Annotated in this window: 18 protein-coding genes; 11 read left to right on the plus strand and 7 right to left on the minus strand. The window is 64.8% G+C overall.

What is annotated here, in order from left to right; all coding sequences use genetic code 11:
* Positions 1 to 2 precede the first annotated feature (2 nt).
* The 3 genes from gltB to AQZ50_RS13195 all read right to left on the minus strand — a co-directional run bounded on the left by gltB (position 3) and on the right by AQZ50_RS13195 (position 8,069).
* Positions 3 to 4,643: a glutamate synthase large subunit gene (gltB, locus tag AQZ50_RS13185; protein ID WP_067746934.1), complete on the minus strand. Its 4,641-nt coding sequence runs from the start codon at positions 4,641 to 4,643 to the stop codon at positions 3 to 5.
* Positions 4,644 to 4,884: 241 nt separating this feature from the next.
* Positions 4,885 to 6,726 (minus strand): hypothetical protein, encoded by a 1,842-nt coding sequence (locus tag AQZ50_RS13190; RefSeq protein WP_067746935.1) that lies wholly within the window; start codon positions 6,724 to 6,726, stop codon positions 4,885 to 4,887.
* Between the two features lie 65 nt (positions 6,727 to 6,791).
* On the minus strand, positions 6,792 to 8,069 hold the full coding sequence (locus AQZ50_RS13195) for a TIGR04063 family PEP-CTERM/XrtA system glycosyltransferase (RefSeq protein WP_067746936.1): 1,278 nt from the start codon (positions 8,067 to 8,069) through the stop codon (positions 6,792 to 6,794).
* A gap of 93 nt (positions 8,070 to 8,162) precedes the next feature.
* On the opposite strand from AQZ50_RS13195, the gene AQZ50_RS13200 reads away from it, so the two are divergent.
* The 3 genes from AQZ50_RS13200 (at position 8,163) to AQZ50_RS13210 (ending at position 10,416) form a co-directional block, all read left to right on the plus strand.
* Positions 8,163 to 8,351 carry a hypothetical protein gene (locus AQZ50_RS13200; RefSeq protein WP_067746937.1) on the plus strand — a complete coding sequence of 63 codons (189 nt, stop codon included), beginning with the start codon at positions 8,163 to 8,165 and terminating at the stop codon, positions 8,349 to 8,351.
* Positions 8,348 to 9,880, plus strand: a complete 1,533-nt coding sequence (locus tag AQZ50_RS13205; RefSeq protein WP_067746938.1) for a putative O-glycosylation ligase, exosortase A system-associated — start codon at positions 8,348 to 8,350, stop codon at positions 9,878 to 9,880. The genes AQZ50_RS13200 and AQZ50_RS13205 overlap by 4 nt, the downstream gene beginning before the upstream one ends.
* A 74-nt stretch (positions 9,881 to 9,954) precedes the next feature.
* Positions 9,955 to 10,416, plus strand: a complete 462-nt coding sequence (locus tag AQZ50_RS13210; RefSeq protein WP_067747039.1) for a MaoC family dehydratase — start codon at positions 9,955 to 9,957, stop codon at positions 10,414 to 10,416.
* A gap of 34 nt (positions 10,417 to 10,450) precedes the next feature.
* On the opposite strand, the gene AQZ50_RS13215 is transcribed toward AQZ50_RS13210, so the two are convergent.
* Positions 10,451 to 11,707 carry a polyhydroxyalkanoate depolymerase gene (locus tag AQZ50_RS13215; RefSeq protein ID WP_067747040.1) on the minus strand — a complete coding sequence of 419 codons (1,257 nt, stop codon included), beginning with the start codon at positions 11,705 to 11,707 and terminating at the stop codon, positions 10,451 to 10,453.
* Between the two features lie 200 nt (positions 11,708 to 11,907).
* Between AQZ50_RS13215 and AQZ50_RS13220 the strand changes: the two genes are divergently transcribed.
* From AQZ50_RS13220 to ribA, 8 genes are all read left to right on the plus strand, one after another.
* Complete coding sequence (locus tag AQZ50_RS13220) at positions 11,908 to 13,743, plus strand: ABC transporter transmembrane domain-containing protein (RefSeq protein ID WP_067746939.1); 1,836 nt, start codon at positions 11,908 to 11,910, stop codon at positions 13,741 to 13,743.
* A gap of 85 nt (positions 13,744 to 13,828) precedes the next feature.
* Complete coding sequence (locus AQZ50_RS13225; protein WP_067746940.1) at positions 13,829 to 15,973, plus strand: M13 family metallopeptidase; 2,145 nt, start codon at positions 13,829 to 13,831, stop codon at positions 15,971 to 15,973.
* Between the two features lie 66 nt (positions 15,974 to 16,039).
* A complete protein-coding gene (locus tag AQZ50_RS13230) occupies positions 16,040 to 16,855 on the plus strand; it encodes an undecaprenyl-diphosphate phosphatase (protein WP_067746941.1) in 816 nt (271 codons plus the stop codon).
* A 10-nt stretch (positions 16,856 to 16,865) separates the two neighbouring features.
* Entirely contained in the window at positions 16,866 to 17,675 is an 810-nt protein-coding gene (ppk2, locus tag AQZ50_RS13235; RefSeq protein ID WP_067746942.1) for a polyphosphate kinase 2, read from the plus strand.
* A 146-nt stretch (positions 17,676 to 17,821) separates the two neighbouring features.
* Complete coding sequence (rpmG, locus tag AQZ50_RS13240) at positions 17,822 to 17,989, plus strand: 50S ribosomal protein L33 (RefSeq protein WP_067746943.1); 168 nt, start codon at positions 17,822 to 17,824, stop codon at positions 17,987 to 17,989.
* 52 nt (positions 17,990 to 18,041) lie between these two features.
* Positions 18,042 to 18,758, plus strand: coding sequence for a LolA family protein (locus AQZ50_RS13245; protein WP_067746944.1), 717 nt, complete (start codon positions 18,042 to 18,044; stop codon positions 18,756 to 18,758).
* Positions 18,759 to 19,229: 471 nt separating this feature from the next.
* On the plus strand, positions 19,230 to 20,030 hold the full coding sequence (locus AQZ50_RS13250) for an exodeoxyribonuclease III (RefSeq protein ID WP_067746945.1): 801 nt from the start codon (positions 19,230 to 19,232) through the stop codon (positions 20,028 to 20,030).
* Positions 20,027 to 21,124: a GTP cyclohydrolase II gene (gene ribA / locus AQZ50_RS13255; protein ID WP_067746946.1), complete on the plus strand. Its 1,098-nt coding sequence runs from the start codon at positions 20,027 to 20,029 to the stop codon at positions 21,122 to 21,124. Before AQZ50_RS13250 ends, ribA begins: the two co-directional genes overlap by 4 nt.
* A gap of 3 nt (positions 21,125 to 21,127) precedes the next feature.
* On the opposite strand, the gene AQZ50_RS13260 is transcribed toward ribA, so the two are convergent.
* The 3 genes from AQZ50_RS13260 to recQ all read right to left on the minus strand — a co-directional run bounded on the left by AQZ50_RS13260 (position 21,128) and on the right by recQ (position 24,201).
* Positions 21,128 to 22,066, minus strand: coding sequence for a right-handed parallel beta-helix repeat-containing protein (locus AQZ50_RS13260; protein ID WP_067746947.1), 939 nt, complete (start codon positions 22,064 to 22,066; stop codon positions 21,128 to 21,130).
* A gap of 75 nt (positions 22,067 to 22,141) precedes the next feature.
* A complete protein-coding gene (locus AQZ50_RS13265) occupies positions 22,142 to 22,390 on the minus strand; it encodes a hypothetical protein (RefSeq protein WP_067746948.1) in 249 nt (82 codons plus the stop codon).
* Positions 22,387 to 24,201 carry a DNA helicase RecQ gene (gene recQ, locus AQZ50_RS13270; protein WP_067747041.1) on the minus strand — a complete coding sequence of 605 codons (1,815 nt, stop codon included), beginning with the start codon at positions 24,199 to 24,201 and terminating at the stop codon, positions 22,387 to 22,389. Before recQ ends, AQZ50_RS13265 begins: the two co-directional genes overlap by 4 nt.
* Positions 24,202 to 24,271: the final 70 nt, after the last annotated feature.

Consider the following 24,271-nt stretch of genomic DNA (forward strand, 5'->3'; position numbering starts at 1 on the left):
CCTTATTCGGCCGCGTCTTGGGCGGCGGCGAGGCGCTCGGCCTCAAGCATACGCAGCGCACGGGCATAGTCGCGCGGCATGACCTTGACGAAACGGGGCAATTCCTCGGCCCAGTTGTCAAGGATCGCGCGGGCGCGCTGGCTGCCGGTGTGAAGCAGATGCCGCTCGATCAGGATACGCAGACGCTCGGCATCATGGCGCAGCATGTCACCCATGCCATAGTCATGAATGTCGATCGCGCGCTGCTGCGGGCGCCCCGTCCCCTCGTCTTCATCGCGCTCGGGCGAAATGGGCGAGAGATCGACCATCGCCGGGTTGACGAGGCGCGGGAACAGGCCGTCGCGGTCATAGACATAGGCCAGCCCGCCCGACATCCCGGCGGCAAAGTTGCGCCCGGTCTTGCCCAGCACGACGACCACGCCGCCGGTCATGTATTCGCAGCCATGATCGCCGGTGCCTTCGACCACCGCGATCGCGCCCGAATTGCGCACGGCAAACCGCTCGCCCGCGACCCCGTTGAAATAGGCTTCGCCCGCGATCGCGCCATAAAGCACGGTGTTGCCGACAATGATGTTGTCGGTCGCATCGCGCGCAACATGCGAGGGCTGGCGCACGATGACCCGCCCGCCCGACAGCCCCTTGCCGACATAATCGTTGCCATCGCCGACCAGATCGAGCGTCACGCCATGCGCCAGGAAGGCGCCGAACGATTGGCCCGCCACACCGCGAAACGCGATATGGATGGTATTGTCGGGCAGCCCGGCATGGCCATGGCGCAGCGCCACTTCGCCCGACAGCATCGCGCCGACCGTACGGTTGACGTTGATCACGTTGCGTTCGATGCGCACCGCCGTGCCATGATCGAGCGCCGGACGCGCCGCCGCGATCAGGTCGTTGTCGAGCGCCGCCTCGAGCCCGTGGTCCTGTGTCTGGCTCCAGCCCAGCGTCGTGCCGGGAACCGGATCGACCTGATGCAGGAGGCGCGACAAATCGACCCCTTGCGCCTTCCAGTGATGGATCGCCTTTTTCGCGTCGAGCCGATCGACCCGGCCAACCATCTCCGCAATCGAGCGGAAGCCCATCGCGGCCATGATTTCGCGCAGTTCTTCGGCAACGAAGAAGAAGTAGTTGATCACATGCTCGGGCTTGCCGGTAAAGCGCGCGCGCAAGACCGGGTCTTGCGTCGCCACACCCACCGGGCAGGTGTTGAGATGGCACTTGCGCATCATGATGCAGCCCGACGCGATCAGCGGCGCCGTGGCAAAGCCGAATTCGTCCGCGCCGAGCAGCGCGGCCACCGCCACGTCGCGCCCGGTGCGCAACCCGCCGTCGGCCTGGACCGCGATGCGGCTGCGCAGATTGTTGAGCAGCAGCGTCTGTTGCGTTTCGGCCAGGCCGATTTCCCAGGGCGACCCGGCATGGGTCAGACTGGTCAGCGGCGAAGCGCCGGTGCCGCCTTCATAGCCAGAAATCGTGACATGGTCGGCGCGCGCCTTCGACACGCCCGCAGCGACCGTACCGACGCCGATTTCCGACACCAGCTTGACCGAGATCCGCGCGCGGGTGTTCACGTTCTTGAGATCGTGAATCAACTGCGCGAGGTCTTCGATCGAATAGATGTCGTGATGCGGCGGCGGGCTGATCAGGCCCACGCCGGGGGTCGAATGGCGCGTGCGACCGATCACCTTGTCGACTTTGTCGCCGGGCAACTGGCCGCCTTCGCCGGGCTTGGCGCCTTGGGCCATCTTGATCTGGATGTCGTCGGCGTTGACCAGATATTCGGCGGTGACGCCAAAGCGGCCCGAGGCCACCTGCTTGATCGCCGAACGCATCGAATCGCCATTGGCCAGCGGCTTGAAACGATCGGGCTCTTCCCCGCCCTCGCCGGTGTTCGACTTGCCGCCGATGCGGTTCATCGCGATGGCCAGCGTGGTATGCGCCTCGCGGCTGATCGAGCCAAAGCTCATCGCGCCGGTGGCGAAACGCTTGACGATGTCGACCGCCGGTTCGACTTCATCGAGCGGCACCGGCTTGTCGGCGGGCGTGAGCTCGATCAGGCCGCGAATGGTCAGCATCCGTTCCGACTGATCGTTGATGGTCTGCGCAAATTCGCGGTACTTGTCGGGCAGGTTGCCGCGCACCGCGTGTTGCAGGCTGGCGATGTTGCCCGCCGTCCAGGCATGTTCTTCGCCGCGCAGGCGCGACTGATAGATGCCGCCGACATCGAGCATTTTGCGATAGATCGGATTGTCGCCATAGGCCGCCGCGTGGCGACGCACGGTCTCTTCCGCGATTTCGCGCAGGCCCACGCCCTCGATCGAGGTCGCTGTGCCGGTGAAATACTTTTCGACAAAATCGCTCGACAGCCCGACCGCATCGAAGATCTGCGCGCCGCAATAGGACTGATAGGTCGAGATGCCCATCTTGGACATGACCTTGAGAATGCCTTTGCCGATCGCCTTGATATAGTTCTTTTGAACATCATAGGCCGACAGCGGCAGATCCTTTGCCACCCGGATCTCTTCGAGCGTTTCGAACGCGATATAGGGGTTGATCGCCTCTGCGCCATAGCCCGCGAGCGCGCAGAAATGGTGCACTTCGCGCGCTTCGCCGGTTTCTACGACGAGCCCGGTCTGCATGCGCAAACCCTGCCGCACGAGGTGATGATGCACCGCCGCCGTCGCCAGCAAGGCCGGCATCGGGATGCGATGCGCATTCTGCGCACGGTCGGACAGGATCAGGATGTTCTGATCCGCCAGCACCGCCTCGGTCGCCGCCCAGCACATTTCCTTGAGCGCCTGTTCAAGGCCCGCAGCCCCGGACACGGCATCCCAGGTCATGTCGATCGTCGCCGTGCGAAATGCACCGTCGAGCGTGGCTTCGACCGACCGGATCTTGGTGATCTCGTCATTGGTCAGGATCGGCTGATCGACTTCGAGCCGCTTGTGCGCACCGGCAACGCGGCCGAGCAGATTCGGGCGCGGGCCGATCATCGAAACGAGGCTCATCACCAGCTCTTCGCGGATCGGGTCGATCGGCGGGTTGGTGACCTGGGCAAAATTCTGCTTGAAATAGTCGTAGAGCAGACGCGACCGGCTCGACAGCACCGCAATCGGCGTGTCGGTGCCCATCGAGCCAAGCGGATCTTCGCCGACGATCGCCATCGGCTCGAGAAAGCGGGAGATGTCTTCCTGCGTATAGCCAAACGCCTGCTGGCGATCGAGCAGGGCGATGGTCTCGACCGGAGCGGGCCCGTGCTCGGGCTCGACCAGTTCAAGCTCTTTCAGCTTGTACTGCGCGGCGGCGAGCCATTCTTCATAAGGCTCGGCACCGGCGAGTTCGGCCTTGATTTCCTCGTCTTCGACGATCCGCCCCTTTTCGAGGTCGATCAGCAGCATGCGCCCGGGCTGCAACCGCCACTTGCGCACGATGTCCTCTTCGCGAAACGGCAGAACGCCGCTTTCCGAGGCCATGCAGATAAGCCCGTCGCGGGTGATCGAAAAGCGCGCGGGGCGAAGGCCGTTGCGATCGAGCGTGGCGCCGATCTGGCGTCCGTCGGTAAAGGCGACCGCCGCCGGGCCATCCCACGGCTCCATCAGCGCCGCGTGATATTCATAGAACGCGCGCCGCCGGGCATCCATCAGCGGATTGCCCGCCCATGCCTCGGGGATCAGCATCATCACCGCGTGGGCCAGGCTGTATCCGCCCGCCACCAGCAGTTCGAGCGCGTTGTCGAGGCTGGCCGTGTCGGACTGGCCATGCGGGATCAACGGCCACATCTTGTCGAGATCGGGGCCGAGCAGTTCGGATTCCATCGTGCGCCGACGCGCATTCATCCAGTTGACGTTGCCGCGCACGGTATTGATTTCGCCGTTGTGCGCGACAAAGCGATAGGGGTGCGCCAGCTTCCAGCTGGGGAACGTGTTCGTCGAAAAGCGCTGGTGCACGAGGCCCAGCGCCGAGACGCAGTCGGGATTGCGCAAATCGTCGTAAAAGCTGCCGACTTGCGTTGCCAGCAACAGCCCCTTGTAGACAATCGTGCGCGACGAAAAGCTCGGCATATAAAGCTGGCTGATGCCCGGCAGGCCGTGCTTTTCGGCCAGCGCCTTGAGCGGATTCTGGGTCTGCTTGCGGATCGCCAGCAGCTTGCGCTCAAACGCGTCCTGATCGGGCGTGCCTTCGCCGCGCTTGATGAAGCACTGACGGATCACCGGCATTTCGGCGATCACCGCCGCGCCGAGCCCGTCGATCGTGGTCGGCACATCGCGCCAGCCGATCAGTTCCTGCCCTTCCTTGGCAATGAACTTTTCGAAAAATTCGGTGATGAAGCTGCGGCTGGGTTCATCCTGCGGCATGAAACACATCGCGACGGCATAATCGCCCGCCTGCGGCAGCGCCTTGCCCTCCGATTGCGCCCACTTGCGGAACAGCGCATCGGGCAGTTGAATCAGAATGCCCGCGCCGTCGCCGAGCAAAGGATCGGCGCCCACCGCCCCGCGGTGGTCGAGATTTCGCAGGATTTCCAGCGCCTGTTTAATAATCGCGTGGCTCTTCTGCCCCGAAATCTGGGCAATGAAGCCCACACCACAGGCGTCGTGCTCGTTACGCGGATCATAAAGGCCCTGAACCGGCGGAAAACCCATCTTCCCTACATTCCTGAAACCAGAGGTCGGTCATTCGCGCGAATCACTTTGCCCGAGAGGCAACGAAAGTTGCGCGAAGTTTCCCCATGACTGCATGAATGTTATTTTGCAACCGCGTCTGCGCGCTGTCCGATCAACGAACAAAGGCAGGCATGCAGTTTGCCCCAAGGTGTGGCGTGAATACCGCCGGGGCAAGGCGCCCAGCCTTCCGGCAAAGGCTTTTGCCGGAAGGATCAGGCTTTCAGCGCTGCGCGCTCATCCGGCGCAAGGTTGCCAGGGCATCACGCAGCGCGCGATCCGCCTGATCGCGATCGGTCGGCTTCGATTCGGACGGTGATTCCGCGCCGTCCGCAATCGACCGGGCCTCGGTGCCGGGCAGGCGCGTCGGCGGGACCGGAAAGGGAACCACCGGGCCGTCTTCATGCGCTCCGTCGCGATCGCCATGGCCGCGCACCGGAGCGACGGCAACCAGTTCGGGGCGCGGCATCGCCATGGTGACGAGCGAGGAATAGCGCGCTTCGGCGGCCCCGGTTTCACCATCTTCGGGTTCGTCGGCAGGATCGCTGTCGCCAGTATCCCCATCGCCAGTATCCCCATCAAAGGCCTCGACCGGCATCGGATCGAACGATTCCGCATCGACGACGTGCCGACCGACCGACCCGCCCAGAAAGCGGGCCAGAGACGGAGGCGGCAGGTCTTCGTCGTCGGCCTCGGCCCAAGTGTGCGCAGCCAGACCGGCATCGCCAAGCGGATCGTGCAGATAAACGCCTGCATCGGCCAAAGGCGCCCCGCCAGCGGGCGGCGTCTCGGCGTCGGCCTCGGGCGCACTGTCCCCGATACGACCCAGCCGCGCAGGCTTGGCACGAAGCAGGGGGCCGGTGGGGTCCATGGTCAACGGGTCGAAGCGATGCAGCGGCATGCGCGGGTCGACAGCATCGGCGGCAGGCGCCACCGGGGCGGAGCCGGAAACGGCTGCGACCGGCACCGTCTGACGAGCCTGACGCGCGGCAATCGCCAGCGCCAGCCGCTCGATCAGTTGCACCAGACCGAGGCTGGCGAGCGGGACTTCGGCAATCGGCGCTTGCGGCGCCGCAGCGGCCTGGCTGGCCAGAGGAAGCGGGGCCGTTGCGGCATGCCCGTCAGATTGCGCATGGGGAGCAGCGTCGACGGCATCCGCCTTATCCGCCGCATCCGCATCGATGTCGGCGCAAAGCGGATCGGGGGTCGGAGCGACAGGCTCTACCGGGAGGATGATCGGATCGACCGGCGACAGCGGTGCTGGCGCTGCGGCGGAACGCGTCGCGGCCAAGGCTGCAGCCAGAAATGGCGGCAGATTGTCCGCGTGATCGATCGGGGTGGAAACGGGCGGAACAAATGCGCCGAGCGGCGCATCCGCATCGTCGTGGTCGGCGTCAATCTTGTCCGGACCGGTATTGTCCGGCCCATCCTGGTCCGGCGCGTCCTGGTCCGGCGCGTCCTGGTCCGGCGCGTCTTGCGACAGTTCCGCCGCGATCCAGGCCGGCGGCGCAACAATCGAGCGAGCGACCTCGGGCACCGCATAAGGCAGCACGTCTTCGGTCACCACCAGCGGTCGGCGCGGCGGCGCGTCGGGATGCGCATCGCGATTGCGCACGCGCATGGCCTGGGCCCCGGATGGCTGAGACGGCGAGGCCTCTGCGGCCTTTCCGGCAATTCCGCCGTCATCCGGCATGGCCGCAGATGACCTTGCGCCGGATTTTGCCCGAATCGCCTTTCCACCGGACAGCGGCGCGCGCGCATGGAGCATCAGGCCGATCAGCAGACCGAGCCCACCGCCCAGCCCGGCCAGCCCCAGCGCAATCAGCAAGCGCCCGGTCTGCCCGAGTGGCGGGGCTGCCGCGGCAAGAATCGCGGGCAGATGCAAATGGACAACCAGCACTGCCAGCGCATCGGCGCTCGCCGCCATGCTGCCCAGCCCGAACAGCGCGGCAAACCAAAGCGCGCAAACGGCCGGAAACAGGCGATGACCGGCAATGCTCGCCTGCGACGGGGTCCGGCGCGATGACGGCTGCGGAAAAGGCTGCGTGCGGGCTGGTCTGGTCACGATATTGCTCTTCGTCCCTGCTGGTTCTCATCCGGTCTTCGCCCCGGCCCGCAATTCGCGCGGCTTCAGGCGGCTAACGGACCAGAATCACCCTTACTATCACTCTCGATGGCTAGCACCGCTTGGTAAACGGGAAGATAACGCCGCACGTTGCAACCCCAGTCATGCGCCCGCTCGACAAAGGCGCGGGCCACACCCCGCCGCTCGTCCCATCCGTCGCGTTCGGCAAGCAGGCGGTTCATCGCTTCGGCCAGCGCCGCCGGATCATCCGGGGCAAACAACGCGCCCGTCACACCGTCCTCGATCAGCTCGCGATGCCCGCCGACGCTGCTGGCCGCGACGAGCTTGCCCTGCGCCATGGCTTCGAGCGGCTTGAGCGGGGTGACCAGATCGGTCAGCCGCATCGCCTTGCGCGGATAGCACACGACATCGGCCAGCGCGTAATAGCGATCGACCTCGTGATGCGGCACCCGGCCGACAAAGCGGATGGCATCGGCCGCCGACGATGCCGCCGCCTGCGCCCGCAAGGCACTCTCCGCCGGCCCGCCGCCAACCAGCAGAAGCCGCGCATCGGGATGCACGGCAACGATCGCCGGCATCGCCGCAATCAGGTCATCGAGCCCTTCATAAGGGTAAAAACTGCCGAGGAATCCGATCACGGGCCCCGTCCCCAGCCCCAATTCGTCGGCCAGCGCCGCATCGCGCGCCAACGGCGTGCCAAACAGGGCAAGGTCGACCCCATTGGGCATGATGCTGATACGATCGGCGGAAAATCCGCGCGCGATCAGATCATCCCGCAATCCCGAGCAGATCGTGACCACGGCGTCGGCCCCTGTGACCACCCGGTTTTCAAGCTGACGCGTCAACCAATGGCGCCACGACCGGTCGCTGCCGGTGCCGTTGCCGACGGCCGCATCTTCCCAGAAGGCGCGAATTTCATAGACCAGCGGCACACCCAGTCGCCGCGCCGCGCGCAATGCGGCCATGCCGCACAGGGCCGGGCTATGCGCATGAAGCACATCGGGCCGCCAGAATTGCGCCACTTCGACAATGCGATCGGTCAACGCGCGCACCTCGCGCCATTCGCGCAGGCCCGGCGCGCCCTGCGCGCTGCCGGAGGTGCGCCAGAAATGGAGCCCGTCGATCACTTCCGCGCCATCGGCGTCGACGGCGCCTTCGACCGGCGCGGCATAGTGGCGCAACCCGGTGACCGCGCGGACATCAAGCCCCAGCGCCTCCTGGCTTTTCAGAATCGCGCGCGTGCGAAAGGTATAGCCGCTTTGCAACGGCAAAGCGTGATCGAGAACATGCAGGATACGCGTCTTGTGCGGAAAGCGGGTCATGGCGCAAACATGGCACAGCAAGCCTTAACGCGCTATCAACCCGACAGGGCCCAGACAGGACACAGCGAAACCGGGGATTTTCATCGAGCGCCCATGATCGATCTGTTTGCCCTCGCCGTTCCGCACTTTGTCATGGCGATCGCCGTGTGGCGATTGGTGAGCCGCCCGGATCTCGATGACGATCCGGCCCTGCCGCGCGATCCTGCCCAGCCGCGTGATCCTGCCCAGCCCCGCGATCCTTCACAGGCCCAAAGGCCGTCGGAGCGGGGGCGGCAGCCGTGACCAATCTTGCGCTGACCGCCTTTGTGCTGGCATTTTTCATGGCCGGCTTTGCCCGACCGTTCCTGCTCGTGCTGGCTTATGCCTATATCGACATCGTTTCCCCGCAGAAGATCGGCTGGGGTCCGCTGGGATCGCTGTCGATCTCGCTGGTCGCCTTTGTCCTGGCCGTGGTGATGTGGGCCGCGCGCGAAGACAAGAGCGGCATCCGCCTGTCGTCGCGCCAGGGGCTGATGCTCGCGCTGCTGGTCTATTGCGGGCTGACCACGCTGGACGCCGATTTCCCGGAGCAAGCGGCAGCGAAATGGGACTGGGTGTGGAAAGCGCTGGTCTTTGCCACGTTCCTGCCGCTGACCCTGCGCACGCGATTGCGAATCGAGGCGCTGGCGCTGATCATGGTGCTGGGCGTCAGCGTCATCACTATCGACGGGGCGCTCAAGACGCTGACCGGCGGGGGTGGCTATGGCGAATTGAAGCTGCTCGTCGACGACAACACGGGGCTTTACGAAGGCTCGATCATTTCGACCGTGGCGATCTGCATCATCCCGCTGGCCTTCTGGCTGGCCTCTTACGGCACGATATTCCGCCCGAGCTGGCTGGTCCGACTGTTTGCCATCGGCGTCGCGTTTTCGGCGATTCTCATGCCGATCGGCACACAGGCGCGCACCGGGCTGATCTGTGTCGCGGTGCTCGGCCTGTTGAAACTGCGCAGCACGAAGCGGCGCCTTCTCTATCTCGCGCTGATCGGGCTTGGCGCGGCGATCGCACTGCCCCTGCTGCCGGCCAGCTTTACCGAGCGGATGAGCACGATCGGCAACCATCAGTCCGACCAGTCCGCCAGCACGCGTGTCGCGGTGTGGCAATGGACCTGGGAATTTGCCAAGACGCACCCGTTCGGCGGCGGCTTCGACGCGTTTCGCCAGGACACCGTCAGCTATGACAAAGTGGTCACCTCGACCGACGGCAAGAACACGCCGATCGGCACCGAGCATGTCCTCGAACATGCCCGCGCCTATCATTCCAGTTATTTCGAAATGCTTGGCGAACAGGGCTATCCGGGACTTGCCCTGTGGCTGCTGCTGCACATCCTCGGCGTCTTCCAGATGGAGCGAATCCGCCGCCGCTATCGAAACGCTGCGCCTGAAAAGTCCGGGAGTGCGCCCGATGCTGCCCCCCCGGACGACAAAGCGTGGATCAGCCCCCTGGCCGATGCCTTGCAACAGGCGCAGATCGTCTATCTGGTCGGCGGCAGCTTTGTCGGCATCGCGTTTCAGCCGTTCTGCTATATGTTGGTCGGATTGCAATGCGGGCTTGCCGCGTATGTCGGGCGCCTCGACGAGGCCGCTGCCGAAGCGCGCCGGATCGAACGGCTGATCCGCCGCCCCCTGATCCGCCGCCCCCTGATCCGCCCCCCGTCTCGCAGCGCAACCCCCGAGCCGGAAATCGCCCTGCGCCATCCGCCGACTGCCGGACCCTTGCTCGGTGATGACAGCGCCCCTGCCGAGACCGCTCCGCCCCGCTTAATCAGGTGATTAAAATCGCGGTTGCGCGATCGGAAACGAGGCGGCATGACGGGCGCCGCAACGACAAAGCCAAAGGGACGAGCATGCCCAAATTTATCGACGCCCATGCCATGAAGGATCTGGTCGGCCAGGTCATCGGCTCATCCGCATGGGTCGAAGTGAGCCAGGAACGGATCAACCAGTTTGCGCAAGCGACCGGCGATTTCCAATTCATCCACATCGATCCCGAAGCCGCCGCCAAGACTCCGTTTGGCGGCACGATCGCGCATGGCTTCCTGACCCTGTCGCTGATCCCGCTGCTGACGCAGGAAAGCGATATTCCCCGCCCCGCCGGGATCAAGATGGGCGTCAACTATGGCGGCAACAAGACCCGCTTTCTGTCGCCCGTCCGCTCGGGCAAGCGCATTCGCGGCCATTTCAAGCTGCTCGAAATTGACGAAAAGCGCCCCGGCCAGTGGCAGCAGACGATGGAGATCACCATCGAGATCGAAGGCGAGCCCAAGCCCGCCCTGATCTGCGAATGGATCACCCAGTTTTTCGTCTGACACTTTGATTTCCGCCCCGGTTCGGGGCGGAAATTCAGGCGACGGCGGTCAGTTTGCTGCCCTGCCCGCGGCGGTCGTGGCGGGCGATCCATTCGTCCACCACCGGCGCGATCGAAGAGCGCCAGCGCGTGCCGTTGAAAATGCCGTAATGGCCGACTTCGGGCGCGAGGTGATATTTCTTGAGCGCCTCGGGCACGCCGGGCGTCACTTTCAGCGCGGCGCGGGTCTGGCCGATTCCGGAAATGTCGTCGCGTTCGCCCTCGATGCACAAGATAGCCGTATCGGTGATCGCGCCAAGATCGACGACATGGCCGCGATGGACCAATTCGCCCTTGGGCAGCGCGTGAGTCTGGAACACCACGTCGACCGTCTGCAGATAGAATTCGGCAGCCATGTCGCAGACCGAGCGATATTCGTCATAGAACTTCTTGGTCGCATCGGCGCTTTCGCCATCGCCCTGGACCATGTGCTTGAACAGCCCATAGTGGCTCATCATGTGGCTGCCCAGATTCATCGACATGAACGAGGCAAGCTGGACAAAGCCCGGATAGACCTTGCGCCCGGCGCCGGGATAATTGACCGGCACGTCGGTGATGACGTTGTGCTTGAACCAGACATAGGACTTGGTGATGGCATGATCGTTGACCGCAGTCGGGCTTTCGCGCGTGTCGATCGGCCCGCCCATCATCGTCAGCGTGACCGGGCGGCAGGGATGGCCGGCCTTGGCCATGACCGCCGTCGCGGCAAACGCGGGGACCGACGGCTGGCACACCGCCATCATGTGCGCGCCGGGGCCGACATATTCGAGAAAGCCGATCAGGTAGTCGATATAGTCGTCAAGATCGAAGCGGCCTTCCGCGACCGGCACCAGCTTCGCGTCGGCCCAGTCGGTGATATAGACGACATGACGTTCGAGCATGCGTTCGACCGTGCCGCGCAACAGCGTGGCATAATGCCCGCTCATCGGCGCGACGATCAACAGGCGCGGCGCGTCCTCGGGCAGGCCGTCGTGCGTGAATTTCTTCAGATCGCCAAACGGGCGGTGAACGACGGTGGTTTCGACCACGGCGTGGGCGTTCCCGTCGACTTGCACCGTCTTGATGCCGAACGCCGGTTTTCCGCGCGGCGCGGCAGCATGGGCAAAGACGTCGAGCGCCGAAGCCATCGCCTGGCTCGCCGCATTCCCGGCAAAAGGATAGCGCGGATCATTGAGCACATCGGCCGCCATCGCGGCCATGGCGCTGCCTGCATTGAGCAGCGAGCGCTGGATTTCATAAGCCTTGTACAACATGCAACTGGTATCCCGATTGGTATCCTGATTCCGGCGCCATCGCGCCAAGGCAATGCGCTTTCGTTGTGGTCACTTTGCCCCGAGAGCGCCCCTTGTGCAATGCAGCACGGACATTGCACCTGATTTCATTTCCCGAATTTAACCGTGCCCCCCGATTTGGCCCATACCGTTGCCCCCAAAAATGCTCTAGGCGGTGCGCCATGGACGCCCAAACGACATTGCCGACCCCGCTTTCCGATTCCGCAGACGCTGCCGCCGCTGCAGAGCAGGCGCGCAAGCGTTCGCTGGGGCCGCTGCGCATGATCCTCGAACAGGCGCTGGTCTATCCCACCAAAGTCACAGGGGCGGCCGCGGCCTTGCTGATCACGTCCCTGTCGACGCTCGCCGTGCCCTATGGCCTGCGCATGATCACCGACAGTTTCGCCCGTGGCGCCGGTGCTGCAACGCTGAGCCACTGGTTTCAGGTGCTGTTCTGCGTTGTCGCGGTGCTGGGCGTGGGGACGGCGACGCGGTTCTATCTGGTATCCTGGCTGGGCGAACGCGTCGTCGCCGACATCCGCATGAAAGTGCAGGCCAACCTGCTCAGCATGCCGCCCAGCTACTTTGAGGAAAACAGCCCCCGGGAAATTTCCTCGCGCCTGACCTCGGACACCGCGATCATCGAGCAAGTGGTGGGCACGACGGTCTCGATCGCGCTCAGAAACATGATCATGGCCCTGGGCGGGATCATCTATCTGTTTGCCATGTCCCCGGCGCTGACCGCCGAACTGCTGATCGGCATCCCGGTGGTGATCGTGCCGATCACGGTATTCGGCAGGCGCCTGCGCCTCGCCTCGCGCAAGAGCCAGGACCGCGTCGCCAATGTCGGCATGCGCGCTGCCGAAGTGCTCGGCGCCATGAAAGTGGTGCAGGCGTTCGGTCAGGAACAGCGCGAACTGGGCCGGTTCAGCGAAGCGGTGGAAAGCACGTTTGCCACGGCGCGCCTGCGGATCATGATCCGTTCGGTCCTGACCGCCGTGGTCATCGTCATGGTTCTGGGGGGGCTTACCGCGCTGATGTGGCAGGCAGCGCTCGCCGCCGCCGCAGGGAAGATCAGCGGCGGCACGATCCTCGCCTTCGTGGTGACCGGCGGGCTGGTCGCCGGATCGTTTCAGGCGCTGACCGAAGTCTATGGCGATCTCGTGCGCGGCGCGGGCGCCGCCGAGCGGCTGAGCGAGCTCCTGCACGTCAGCCCCGAGATCGCGGCCCCTGCACGCCCGATCGCGATGCCTTGGCCGCCGCGCGGGCAGATCGCCTTTCAGAATGTGTCGTTCCGCTATCCCAGCCGTCCCGAAGTCGCCGCGCTGAGCGATTTTTCGCTGTCGGTCGAACCGGGCGAAACCGTGGCGATCGTCGGCCCTTCGGGCGCGGGCAAGTCGACACTGTTCCTGCTGGCAGAGCGGTTCTACGATCCGCAGGCCGGCATGCTGCGCATCGACGGCGTCCCCTTGCGCGAGGCTGATCCCGCGCAAGTGCGCGCGCGCATGGCGCTGGTGCCGCAGGAAGGCGTGCTGTTTGCATGCAGTGCGCGCGACAATTTGCGCTATGGCAAGCCGGGCGCCAGCGACGAGGAAATCTGGACCGCCGCGCGCGCGGCCAATGCCGAAGACTTTCTCAGGGCCTTGCCCGAAGGGCTCGACACGTTCCTGGGCGAAGACGGTACGCGCCTGTCCGGCGGGCAGCGTCAGCGCATTGCCATTGCCCGCGCACTGTTGCGCGACGCGCCGATCCTGCTGCTCGACGAAGCGACCAGTGCGCTCGACGCCGAAAGCGAACGGCTGGTTCAGGATGCGCTCGACCGGCTGATGCAATCGCGCACGACATTGGTCATCGCCCATCGCCTGGCCACCGTGCGCCAGGCCGACCGCATCATCGTGATGGAGCAAGGGCGCATCGTCGAACAGGGCACCCATGCCTCGCTCACCGCCGAGGGCGGGCTCTATGCCCGGCTGGCGCGCCTGCAGTTCGATGGCGCGGCGACGCTTCTCGACGAATAAGTCTACGGGACAATTGCCGAGGGCTCGACCGCTTGATACCGGGTGAAACCAGTTTCCCCCGTCTTTCGCGAGATTGCCCCGGCGCATGCCCAAGATCCCTTACCGCCCGCTTGCCGCTCTCTCCGCCCTGCTCTGCGCCGCAGCGCCGATCACGCTGATGGCCGCGACCCCCGCGACGGCGACCGATGCCGAAGGCGCAGACTATCCGTTGCCCACGTTTGGCGGCTGGGGCGTAAACACTGCCGACATCGATCGCAGCGCGCGCCCGGGCGACGATTTCTTTGCCTATGTCAACGGCAAGTGGGCGCACGCCGAAGTCATCCCCGATCGCTATGTCTATAGCGGCAATGTGCTCGCGCTGCGCGTCGGCTCGGAACACGCGGTCCGCGCGATCATCGAAGATCTGGCCGCCGTGCCGCACCCGGACGGCAGCATCGAACAGCGCCTGGCCGACAGCTATCGCGCGTTTCTCGACCGGCCCGCGATCGACGCTGCCGGCATGGCGCCGGCGCAGCCCTTTCTCGATCGCATCCGCGCCGCCACGACCCGCGCGCAGCTCGCCGCGCTGATGGGCGAGCCGGGCATGCCCTCGCCGATCGGCCTTGACGTCGACATCGATCCCAACGCCCCGACTGCCAATGCGGCATTTGCCTCGATCAGCCGGCTCGGCTTGCCCGATCGCGACTATTACCTCGGCGATACCGTGCGCAACATCGACTTGCGCACGAAATACAAGGCCATGCTGGCATTCCTGCTCGGCAAGGCGGGCTATGCCGATGCGGCGGCCACGGCCGAGCGCGTCTATGAATTCGAGCATCAGATCGCGCTCGTCAGTTGGGACCGGGGTCTGTCGCGCAACCCGCTGCTGACTACCAATGTGGTGCCGGTCGCAACGTTCGAAAGCTGGGGATCGGATTTCCCGCTGGCGCCGCTGGTCGAGGGCAGCGCGCTGGGCAAAGTGGCGTTTCTGATCGTCAGCGAAGTACCGCCCGATGCGGCCCATGCGGCTGCGCTCGACGTGTCTGCGGCGGATCTGGCCAGGCTCGGCGGGGGGATGCCCGCGCTGGCGAAACTGCTCGGCACGACCGATCCGGCGACGATCCGGGCATGGATGGCGGCGCACTTCCTGATCGCGCACGCCGCTGTCCTGCCCTCGGACATCGACGACGCCGCTTTCGCCTTTTACGGCAAGGCGCTGTCGGGCCAGGAACAGCAGCGCCCGCGCTGGCAACGCGCGGTCGGCACGGTCGAAGGCCAGATGGGCGAAGCAATCGGCAAGATCTATGTCGCGCGCAATTTTCCGCCGTCGAGCAAGGCGGCAATGGAAAAGCTCGTGGCCAACTTGCGCGCGGCGATGGCGGCCAATCTGAAAGATCTCGCCTGGATGACCCCGGAAACGCGCGCAGCGGCACGAACCAAGCTCGACCAGTTCGGCGTGAAAATCGGCTATCCCGAAACGTTCAAGACCTATGACGGGCTCGTCATCCGGCCCGACGCGCCGCTGGCCAATGCGATCGCTGCCGAACGCTGGCGCTGGCAGGATCGCTTGCGCGAACTGGCGGCAGGCGTCGACAGGACCAGGTGGCTGATGACGCCGCAGACGGTTAATGCCTATTACAATCCGACCTCGAACGAGATCGTGTTCCCCGCTGCCTATCTGCAACCGCCGTTTTTCAATCCCAAAGCCGACGATGCGGTCAATTACGGCGCAGTCGGCGCGACGATCGGCCACGAGATCGGCCATGGCTTCGACGATCAGGGATCGCGCTACGACGGCACCGGCCGCCTGCGCAACTGGTGGACGCAAACCGATCGTCAGACGTTCGAGACGCTGACCGCCAGGCTGGTCGCGCAATACGACCGGCAATGCCCGTATGACGAGGGCAAGACCTGCCACAACGGCAAGCTGACGCTGGGCGAAAACATCGGCGATCTCGGCGGACTGTCGATGGCGTATGAGGCCTATCACCTCTCGCTTCACGGCAAGCCTGCCAAAGTGATCGACGGGCTGACCGGGGACCAGCGCTTCTTCCTCGCTTATGCGCAGGCACACCGCTGGAAACTGCGCGAAGCCTTTGGCCGCCAATTGCTCAAGACCGACCCGCATTCGCTGGCGATGGCGCGGGTCAACGCGGTGCTGCCCAACTTTGACCCATGGTACAAGGCCTTCGCCATCAAGCCCGGCGACAGGCTCTACCTGCCGCCCGAAGAGCGCGTGCATATCTGGTAATGTAAACGATGACCGCAGCGCGCCAAGCCTTGACAGCTTGCTGCGCTGCGGCAATCCCACGCGTCTATGGACAGCCTGAACCTTACCGCCGTCGTGCTCGGCATCGTCGAGGGACTTACCGAGTTTCTCCCCGTTTCCTCGACCGGCCATCTGGTGCTGGCAACCGATCTTTTCGGCTATGACCTGAAAGATTGGGAAGTCTTCAATATCGTCATCCAGCTGCCCGCGATCATGGCGGTCGTGGTGGTCTATTGGCGCACGTTCGTCGATGTTGCGCATGGGGCGCTGCGGCGTGAACGCGAATCGCTGCACTTCATCCGCAATGTGCTGATCGCGTTCATCCCTTCGGCGGTGCTCGGCGTCCTGCTCAAGAAAAAGATCGATCTCCTGCTCGAATCGCCAAGCGTGGTCGCGGTCGCGCTGATTGTCGGCGGCGTCGCGATCATTGTCATCGAACGGCTCGCGCGCCAACGCGCCTATGAGCCGGTCAGTGCGCTGCCGGTCCGGCGCTCGTTCCTGATCGGCGTGGTCCAGTGCATCGCGATGATCCCGGGCGTATCGCGCTCGGGCGCGACGATCATGGGCGCGCTTGCCATGGGCGAAAACCGCAAGACAGCCGCCGAATTCAGCTTTTTCCTTGCCGTACCGACGATGTTCGGCGCCACGGCCAAGCAATTGTGGGACAATCGCCACGCTCTCGCCGCGCACAGCAGTCCGATCGGTTTTACCCAGATCGCGATCGGCTCGGTGGTTTCGTTCGTCGTCTCGCTCGTGGTGATTCGCCTGTTCATCGGCTATATCAGCCGCCACGGCTTCATCCCGTTTGCGATCTATCGCATCCTCGCCGGCAGCTTTGCGCTGTATTGGCTGCTGCGCGCATGAGTGCGGTTTGATGCCCCATTCTTCAGACAAATTGGGCCACAAGCAGTACGCCGCGCTGCTTGAACCCTTGCAGGAGGAGCTGAGCATCGCGGCACGCTGGGCGGCCAAGACCGGCGCGCGCGTGCTCGTGCTGTTCGAGGGGCGCGACACTGCGGGCAAGACCGGGGTGATCCACGCCATTTCGGAAAAGCTGAACCCGCGGCAGGTGCGTACCATCGCGCTGGACAAGCCTGCGCCGCGCGAACAGGGGCAATGGTATTTTCAGCGCTACATCGCGCATTTGCCCACTGCCGGCGAAATCGTGCTGTTCGACCGCAGTTGGTACAACCGCGCCGGCGTCGAGGCGGTCATGGGCTTTGCCGACGAGGATCAGGTGCGCAGCTTTCTGGCGCAGGCGCCGGTGTTCGAGCGCCTGCTGGTCGATGACGGCGTGCTCGTGTTCAAATACTGGCTGTGCTGCGATCAGGCCGAGCAGGAAAAGCGCTTTGCCGAGCGCCGCGATGATCCGTTCAAGCGGTGGAAGCTGTCCTCGATCGATATCGCCGCGCGCAAGCACTACGATGACTATACCCGCGCCCGCGAGACAATGCTCGCCGCCACGCATACCCCTCACGCGCCCTGGACGCTGGTCGATTTCAACGATCAGAAGCGCGGGCGGCTGACGCTGATTCGCAACTTGCTCGATCGCCTGCCCGACACCCGGGTCGATGTCCCGCCGCTCGACCTGCCCGCGCTGCGCCACAGCCCGAGCCACGAACGCTATGGCCTGATCGACCCGTTACCGCCGTTTGGCGGCGCGATTGCGAGCGACGAAGGCTAGCGCAGGCTTGACATCGGGGCGATTCTGCCGCAACGCGCGGCCCCTGTAGAGCAGCTTGGTGTTGCGCGAGAGGCAGGGGCGGCAAAAGGCCGCCCGTTCTTTTTGCAAGACGCCGATCTCAGGACATAAGGTTTCAGGATAGAGTCATGGCCAAGCCTACCACCGTCAAGATCCGCCTGGTCTCGACCGCCAACACCGGTTTCTTCTATGTGACCAAGAAGAACCCGCGCAATTCCACCGAGAAGTTCAGCTTCCGCAAGTACGACCCGGTGGCGCGCAAGCACGTCGAGTTCAAGGAAGCCAAGATCAAGTAAGGCGATTGCGGGTTCACGCCGGGTTCAATGACCAGTTGCTAGCGCACAGGCCATGACCCGCACCACGAACCGCAGCCTTGCGCGACGCGCTTTCAGCGCCGTTGCTTCAGCAGCCCTCGTCGCCGGCGCGACGGGGGTGTTTGCTTTGACGCCCCCCGCCGCCGCGCAGGCAAATAAGATTGCCGCGCAGGCAAACAAAGCTGCCGCGCAGGCCGATACGGCAGGCGACATCGCCCAGGCGGTCGCCGCCTTGCGCGCGATCGGCACGATGCGCGCCGATTTCATCCAGACCGACGCCAATGGGGGACGCCTGACCGGCACGTTGACGATGAAGCGTCCGGGCAAGATCCGCTTTCAGTATCAGCCCGGCGTGCCGCTGCTGATCGTGTCGGACGGCGCTTCGCTGACGATGATCGATTATGAAGTGCGTCAGGTGCAGCGCTGGCCGATTCGCAACAGCCCGCTGGGCGCGCTGCTCGATCCCGACAAGGACGTCGTGCGCTTTGCCCGGCTCAACCCGACCGGGCGGCCCGACCTGATCAGCATGGCGGTGCGCGATCCCGGCCATCCCGAATATGGCACGCTGACTCTGCTGATGCTGCGCAAGCCATCCGCGCCGGGCGGGCTCGAACTCGATTCGTGGATCGCCACCGATGCGCAATCGCGGCGCACCATGGTCCGCCTGATCAACCCGCAATACGGCGTCGCAGTCGGCGATTCGATGTTCCGCTGGACCGACCCGCGCCAACAGAGCCACCGCGCCGGCTGAACCCCGGCAAACGCGGGAGGATGTGTTGATGCAACCTTGCGAAACCCCTGCGACAATCTGCCGATTTCCTGCACGCCCCGTTCATCGGGGAGAAAGCGAGACCGGGGTAGAACGGTTTCAGCAAGACGGTCCAAGCGGGTTCCCCCCTGTTGCCCGCTACAGCCCCCCGGGTCGTCTTGTCACAGCGTGACGAACGCAGCTGGAACCCTCGCCCCATACCGCCCCCCTTGGGGCGGGGGTTTTCCACTCTCTCACCTCAAGGCCAGACTCGCGGACTGAAAAGCCGCCGGTCTGGCTTTTTTGCGCGATGCGCGTTTTTGAAGTCGCATCGCTTTTTGCAAAAAACCGGTTCCCACCCTTCGGCTTCGCTCAGGGCATGCTTTTTTGCGCGATGCGCGTTTCTTGAGGTCGCATCGCTTTTTGCAAAAAACCGGTTCCCACTTTTTTGCGCGATGCTCTAGACCTCCCACGATGATCACGATCGCCACCTGGAATATCAATTCGGTCCGCCTGCGCATTGACCAGGTCGAACGATTCCTGACTCAAGAGCAGCCCGATGTGCTGTGCCTGCAGGAAATCAAATGCACCGAGAGCTTGTTTCCGCGCGAAATGTTCGAGCGGCTGAGCTATGGTCACATCGCCGTTCACGGGCAAAAGGGCTATCACGGCGTCGCCACGGTCAGCCGCCTGCCGTTCGCCGAAACCGCGCGGCACGACTGGCAGGCCAATGGTGAAGCGCGCCATGTCGGCGTCGAGCTGACCGGACAGGGCCTGTTCCTCGAAAACGTCTATATCCCCGCAGGCGGCGACATTCCCGACCGCGAGGCCAACCCGAAATTCGGGCAAAAGCTCGATTTCCTCGCCCGCATGACACAATGGTCCAAAGATCTGGGATCGAAAGATGGGGGCCGCCCGACGCTGCTGGTCGGCGATTTCAACATCGCCCCGCTCGAATCCGACGTTTACAATCACAAGGCGCTGCTCAAAGTCGTCTCGCATACGCCGCTGGAGGTCGAAACGCTGAACGGACTGGCGGCGGCGCACGGCTGGGTCGACCTTGGGCGCAAACATATCCCGGCGCCCGAGCGCAACTATTCCTGGTGGTCCTACCGCTCGTTCTGGCGCGACAAGGATCAGGGTCGGCGGCTTGATCACATGTGGGCCTCGCCCGATCTTGCCGAACGCTCGCGCGAACACCGGCTGATCGAGGAAACCCGCCGCTGGGATCAGCCGTCGGACCATATCCCGCTGATGACCCGGTTCGCCGCATGACCGACACACCGCCAGACAGCAGCCGCCTTGTCGCCCGCGCGCTCGACGCGCTGCGCCATGGCTGGGCGATCCGCCTTAAACCCGATCATGCGCCCGATGAGGGTGATGACGGCGCGCTCGATCTGCTGCCGGCGGAAACCGGCTATGCCCAGCCCGGCCTCTATGCCGCGCGCATGCTGATTTCGGCGGCGCGCGCCGCGACGCTGAAACTGGGCAACAGCCGCGAATACGATCCTGCCGCGCCGGTCATGATCCGCGCCGCCGAACCGTTCAGCCTGAATGCTGCGCGCGAACTGGCCGATCCGGCGCGCGATCTCGACAGCCCCTTGCGCGGGCCGTTCCGCGCCGATCCCCTGCCCGATGCGGATGTCGCGCGCACGGCGATGGAACTGGCGCGGCTTGCCGGGATCCTCCCCGCCTTTTTGATTGCGACCGGCAGCGATGTTGCCGTGACCGTTACCCCGGCCGATCTTGCCGCCTTTCGCGATCCCACCGCGCTGTCGATCCAGACGCGCGCCAGATTGCCCGTGGCGGCAGCCGAAGACGCCGAAATCGTTGCCTTTCGCGCGCGTGACGACTTGCGCGAACATGTCGCGCTGATCATCGGCACGCAAGATCACGACCGCGTGCCGCTGGTGCGCCTGCACAGCGAATGCCTGACCGGCGACATCCTCGGCAGCCTGAAATGCGATTGCGGCCCGCAACTGGATGCCGCGCTCCACGCCATGGCCGACGAAGCGGCGCAAGGCGGCTGGGGCGTGCTGCTCTATCTGCGGCAGGAAGGGCGCGGCATCGGCCTGATCAACAAGCTGCGCGCCTATCAGTTGCAGGATCAGGGATTCGACACGGTCGATGCCAACGAACGGCTCGGCCTGCCCAACGAATCGCGCGATTTTCCGGTGGCGGCGCGGATGCTCGACCTCTTGGCCGTGCCCGCGATCCGGCTGATGACCAACAACCCGGCCAAAGTCGAAGCGCTGCGCGCCGTCGGAGTCGATGTGATCGAACGCGTGCCGCACCAATTGCCGTCAAACCCGCACAATCACCGCTACCTCGAAACCAAGCGCGACCGATCGGGCCATCTGCTCGGCTGAGAGTCAGCGCTTTTCGAAGCGGCGAATCCCCGTGCCGATAGTGTTGGCGCCCAGCCGGATCGCATCGCCCGACCAGTCGACCACAAACGCCGTGTCGTATTTCGCGCCCGGTGCCAGCCGCGCGACATTGCCCTCGATGGTCAGCCCGGCGGCGCTGTGCGCATGGCCTTCGGGGGCGTTGGAAATGAACGTGGTGCGGTTTTCCTTGTCGGGGCCGTCGACGAACCAGTTGCCCCGGATCACCCCGGTCGCGCCGGTCGACAGATCGATCATGTAATTGGTCGCGTGGCCCGCCGAATCGTCAAAGCTGCAATCGGTAACCTCGATGCGCCCGGCCCGGCTTTTGACATAGTGCCCGCCGCGCCCGGCCTCGAAACGGCTGTTGCGGATAGTCACGCTTTCATAGCCGCCGATATAGATCCCGTGCGCGCATGACAGCCCCCGGTCGCAGCGCCCCAGCCGCGAAAAGGTCGAATGCTCGATCAACACGCTGCCCGCCGGATCATCGGCGGACAAAATGCCTTCCTCGCTGTCGCGAAACCAGTCCTGCCGCGCCACCAGATTGCCGTGTTCGAGCCGGATGCCCGCGCCATTGCCATCGGACACGCGCTGATTCTGGAAAATGATTCCTTCGACGCGCGCCTGCCGCCCGCGCACGACCAGCGCCGCCTTGCCCTCGCAGATCGCGCCGTCGAATGTCACTTGTCCGGGAACGGTCGCCAGAAACGCGACATCGCCCTTGGTCTGTACCGCGCAATCGCGATAGAGGCCCGGCGCGATCATGATCGTGCCGCGCCGATCGCCGATTGCGTCGACCGCCGCCTGCAACGCGGCAAAGCGCTGCCCGGTCTCGGCGATCATATAGGGCGCGCGCGGCGCATCGGCCAAGACAGGCCCGGATAGCGCCGTAAACGCGACGGCAAGAAGGGCGAGACGCTTCATGAACCAGGCTCCTATCGGTCAGGTCCGCTTGTGCCCCACTTGAGCCACCCTGTCGACGCAGGCCGACGACCTGTCTCATTCCCGGCCATTGCGCCATTTCCACCCGCCGCGAGTCTTTTTCGCGATCAGCGGCATGGCCGGCAGATTGATCCCGATTACCGCGATGGCGAGATAGCCCTGATGCGCGGGGGCAAGCGCAAAGACCAGCGCCATCGAGACGCCGACGAGCCCCGCGATCAGCGCCCAGCCCTGCCAGGCAATCGGCAATCCCGCGCCATAGCCAAAGCGTTTGGGCGCAAACCATGCGCCGTCGTCTTCTGTCATGCGGCCCCCACAGCAAAATCGTGAATCGCGGCGAGAAACCGCTCGCCATAGGCATCGCGCTTGCGCGCGCCGACACCGCTGATCGCTGCCAGCTCGGTCAAAGTCGCGGGCCGCGATTCGGCCATTTCGCGCAGAGTCGAATCGTGGAACACGACATAAGGCGGCACCCCGGCTTCGCGCGCGATGTCGCGGCGCAATGCGCGCAAGGCTTCGAACAAGGGATCATTGGCCGCATCGATCGCCACAGCGCCGCCCTTGCGTCGCCGCGCGGGCCGGTCCGCCTTGTCCGATTTCGCCGGCACGATCAGATCGACGCTCGCCTCGCCTTTGAGAATCGCGCGCGCATCGCCGCCCAGCATCAGCCCGCCGTGCTCGGTCTGAACCAGCGCGCCGCGCGCCTGCAACGCGCGGCTGACCGGGCGGATCAGGCGCGCCTCTTCGTCATCGACAATCCCGAACACGGTCAGCCGGTCATGCCCGCGCTGAACCACGCGATCATCGCTTGCCCCGGTGAGCACTTTTTCGACATGGCCGAGGCCAAAGGCCTGCCCCGTGCGATAGACCGCCGACAGCAGTTTGCGCGCCAGATCGGTGACATTGGTGACCACCGGCCGATGCAGGCAATTGTCGCAATTGCCGCAAGCCTCGGGCGGGTTTTCGCCGAAATGCTTGAGCAGGATGGCGCGGCGGCACCGCGCGGTTTCGACCAGGCTGGCCAATGTATCGAGCCGCACCCGCTCGCCGACGCGGCGCGCCTCGTCCAGTTCGCCCAGCCGCGCGCGGGCGCGGGCAAAATCTTCCGCCCCCCACAGCATCAGCGCGATCGCCGGATCGCCGTCGCGCCCGGCACGCCCGGTTTCCTGATAATAGCTCTCGATCGATTTGGGCAGCGCCGCATGCGCGACAAAGCGCACATCGGGTTTGTCGATGCCCATGCCGAAAGCGACCGTCGCGACCATCACCATGTCTTCGGACGCGACAAAGGCCGCCTGGTTGGCCGCGCGCACATCGGGGGCCAGCCCGGCATGATAGGGCAGGACGCGGCGCCCGGTTTCGCCCAATTGTGCGGCCAGCTTTTCCACCCCGGCGCGAGTCGGGGCGTAGACGATCCCCGGCCCCGGCTGTTCGGCCAGCAACCGGTTCAATTGCCGCAGCGGATTCTCGCGCGGGGTGATCGCATAGCGGATGTTGGGCCGGTCAAACCCGGCGATGACCAGCCCGTCGGTCGGAATGCCAAGCTGTTCGAGAATGTCGGCGCGGGTATGGGCATCGGCCGTCGCCGTCAGCGCAAGGCGCGGAACATCGCCGAAATGATCGAGCAAGGGCCGCAACAGGCGGTAATCGGGGCGGAAATCGTGGCCCCATTCCGATACGCAATGCGCCTCGTCGATGGCAAACAACGCGATCTGCGCGGATTCGAGCAGTTCGCGAAAATGCGGCTGACTGGCGCGTTCGGGCGCGATGTACAGCAAGTCCAGCTCGCCATTGCGGAACCGCTCGATCGTCTGGCCCCGGTCGGTATCGGCGCTCGTCAGCGTCGCCGCGCGAATGCCGTTGGCACTCGCCGCGCGCAACTGATCGTGCATCAGCGCAATCAGCGGCGAGACGACAACACACGTGCCCGGCAGCATGACCGCCGGCAATTGGTAGGTCAGCGACTTGCCCGCCCCGGTCGGCATGACCGCAAGCGTCGATTCGCCCGCGAGCACGCGCGCAAGCACTTTTTCCTGCACGCCGCGAAACGCGGGAAAGCCGAACACGCGCGCAAGCTCGGCGCGCGCTTGCTCAAGATCAGGGCGAAGGGCGGTCAGGTGCGGTTCGATCACGCCGAGGGCTATGCCACAGCCATGGCCGCCTGCCAAAGCGGCAATCACGCCACTT

Source organism: Novosphingobium sp. Fuku2-ISO-50, assembly GCF_001519055.1.
In the GTDB taxonomy this organism is placed as follows: Bacteria; Pseudomonadota; Alphaproteobacteria; order Sphingomonadales; family Sphingomonadaceae; genus Novosphingobium.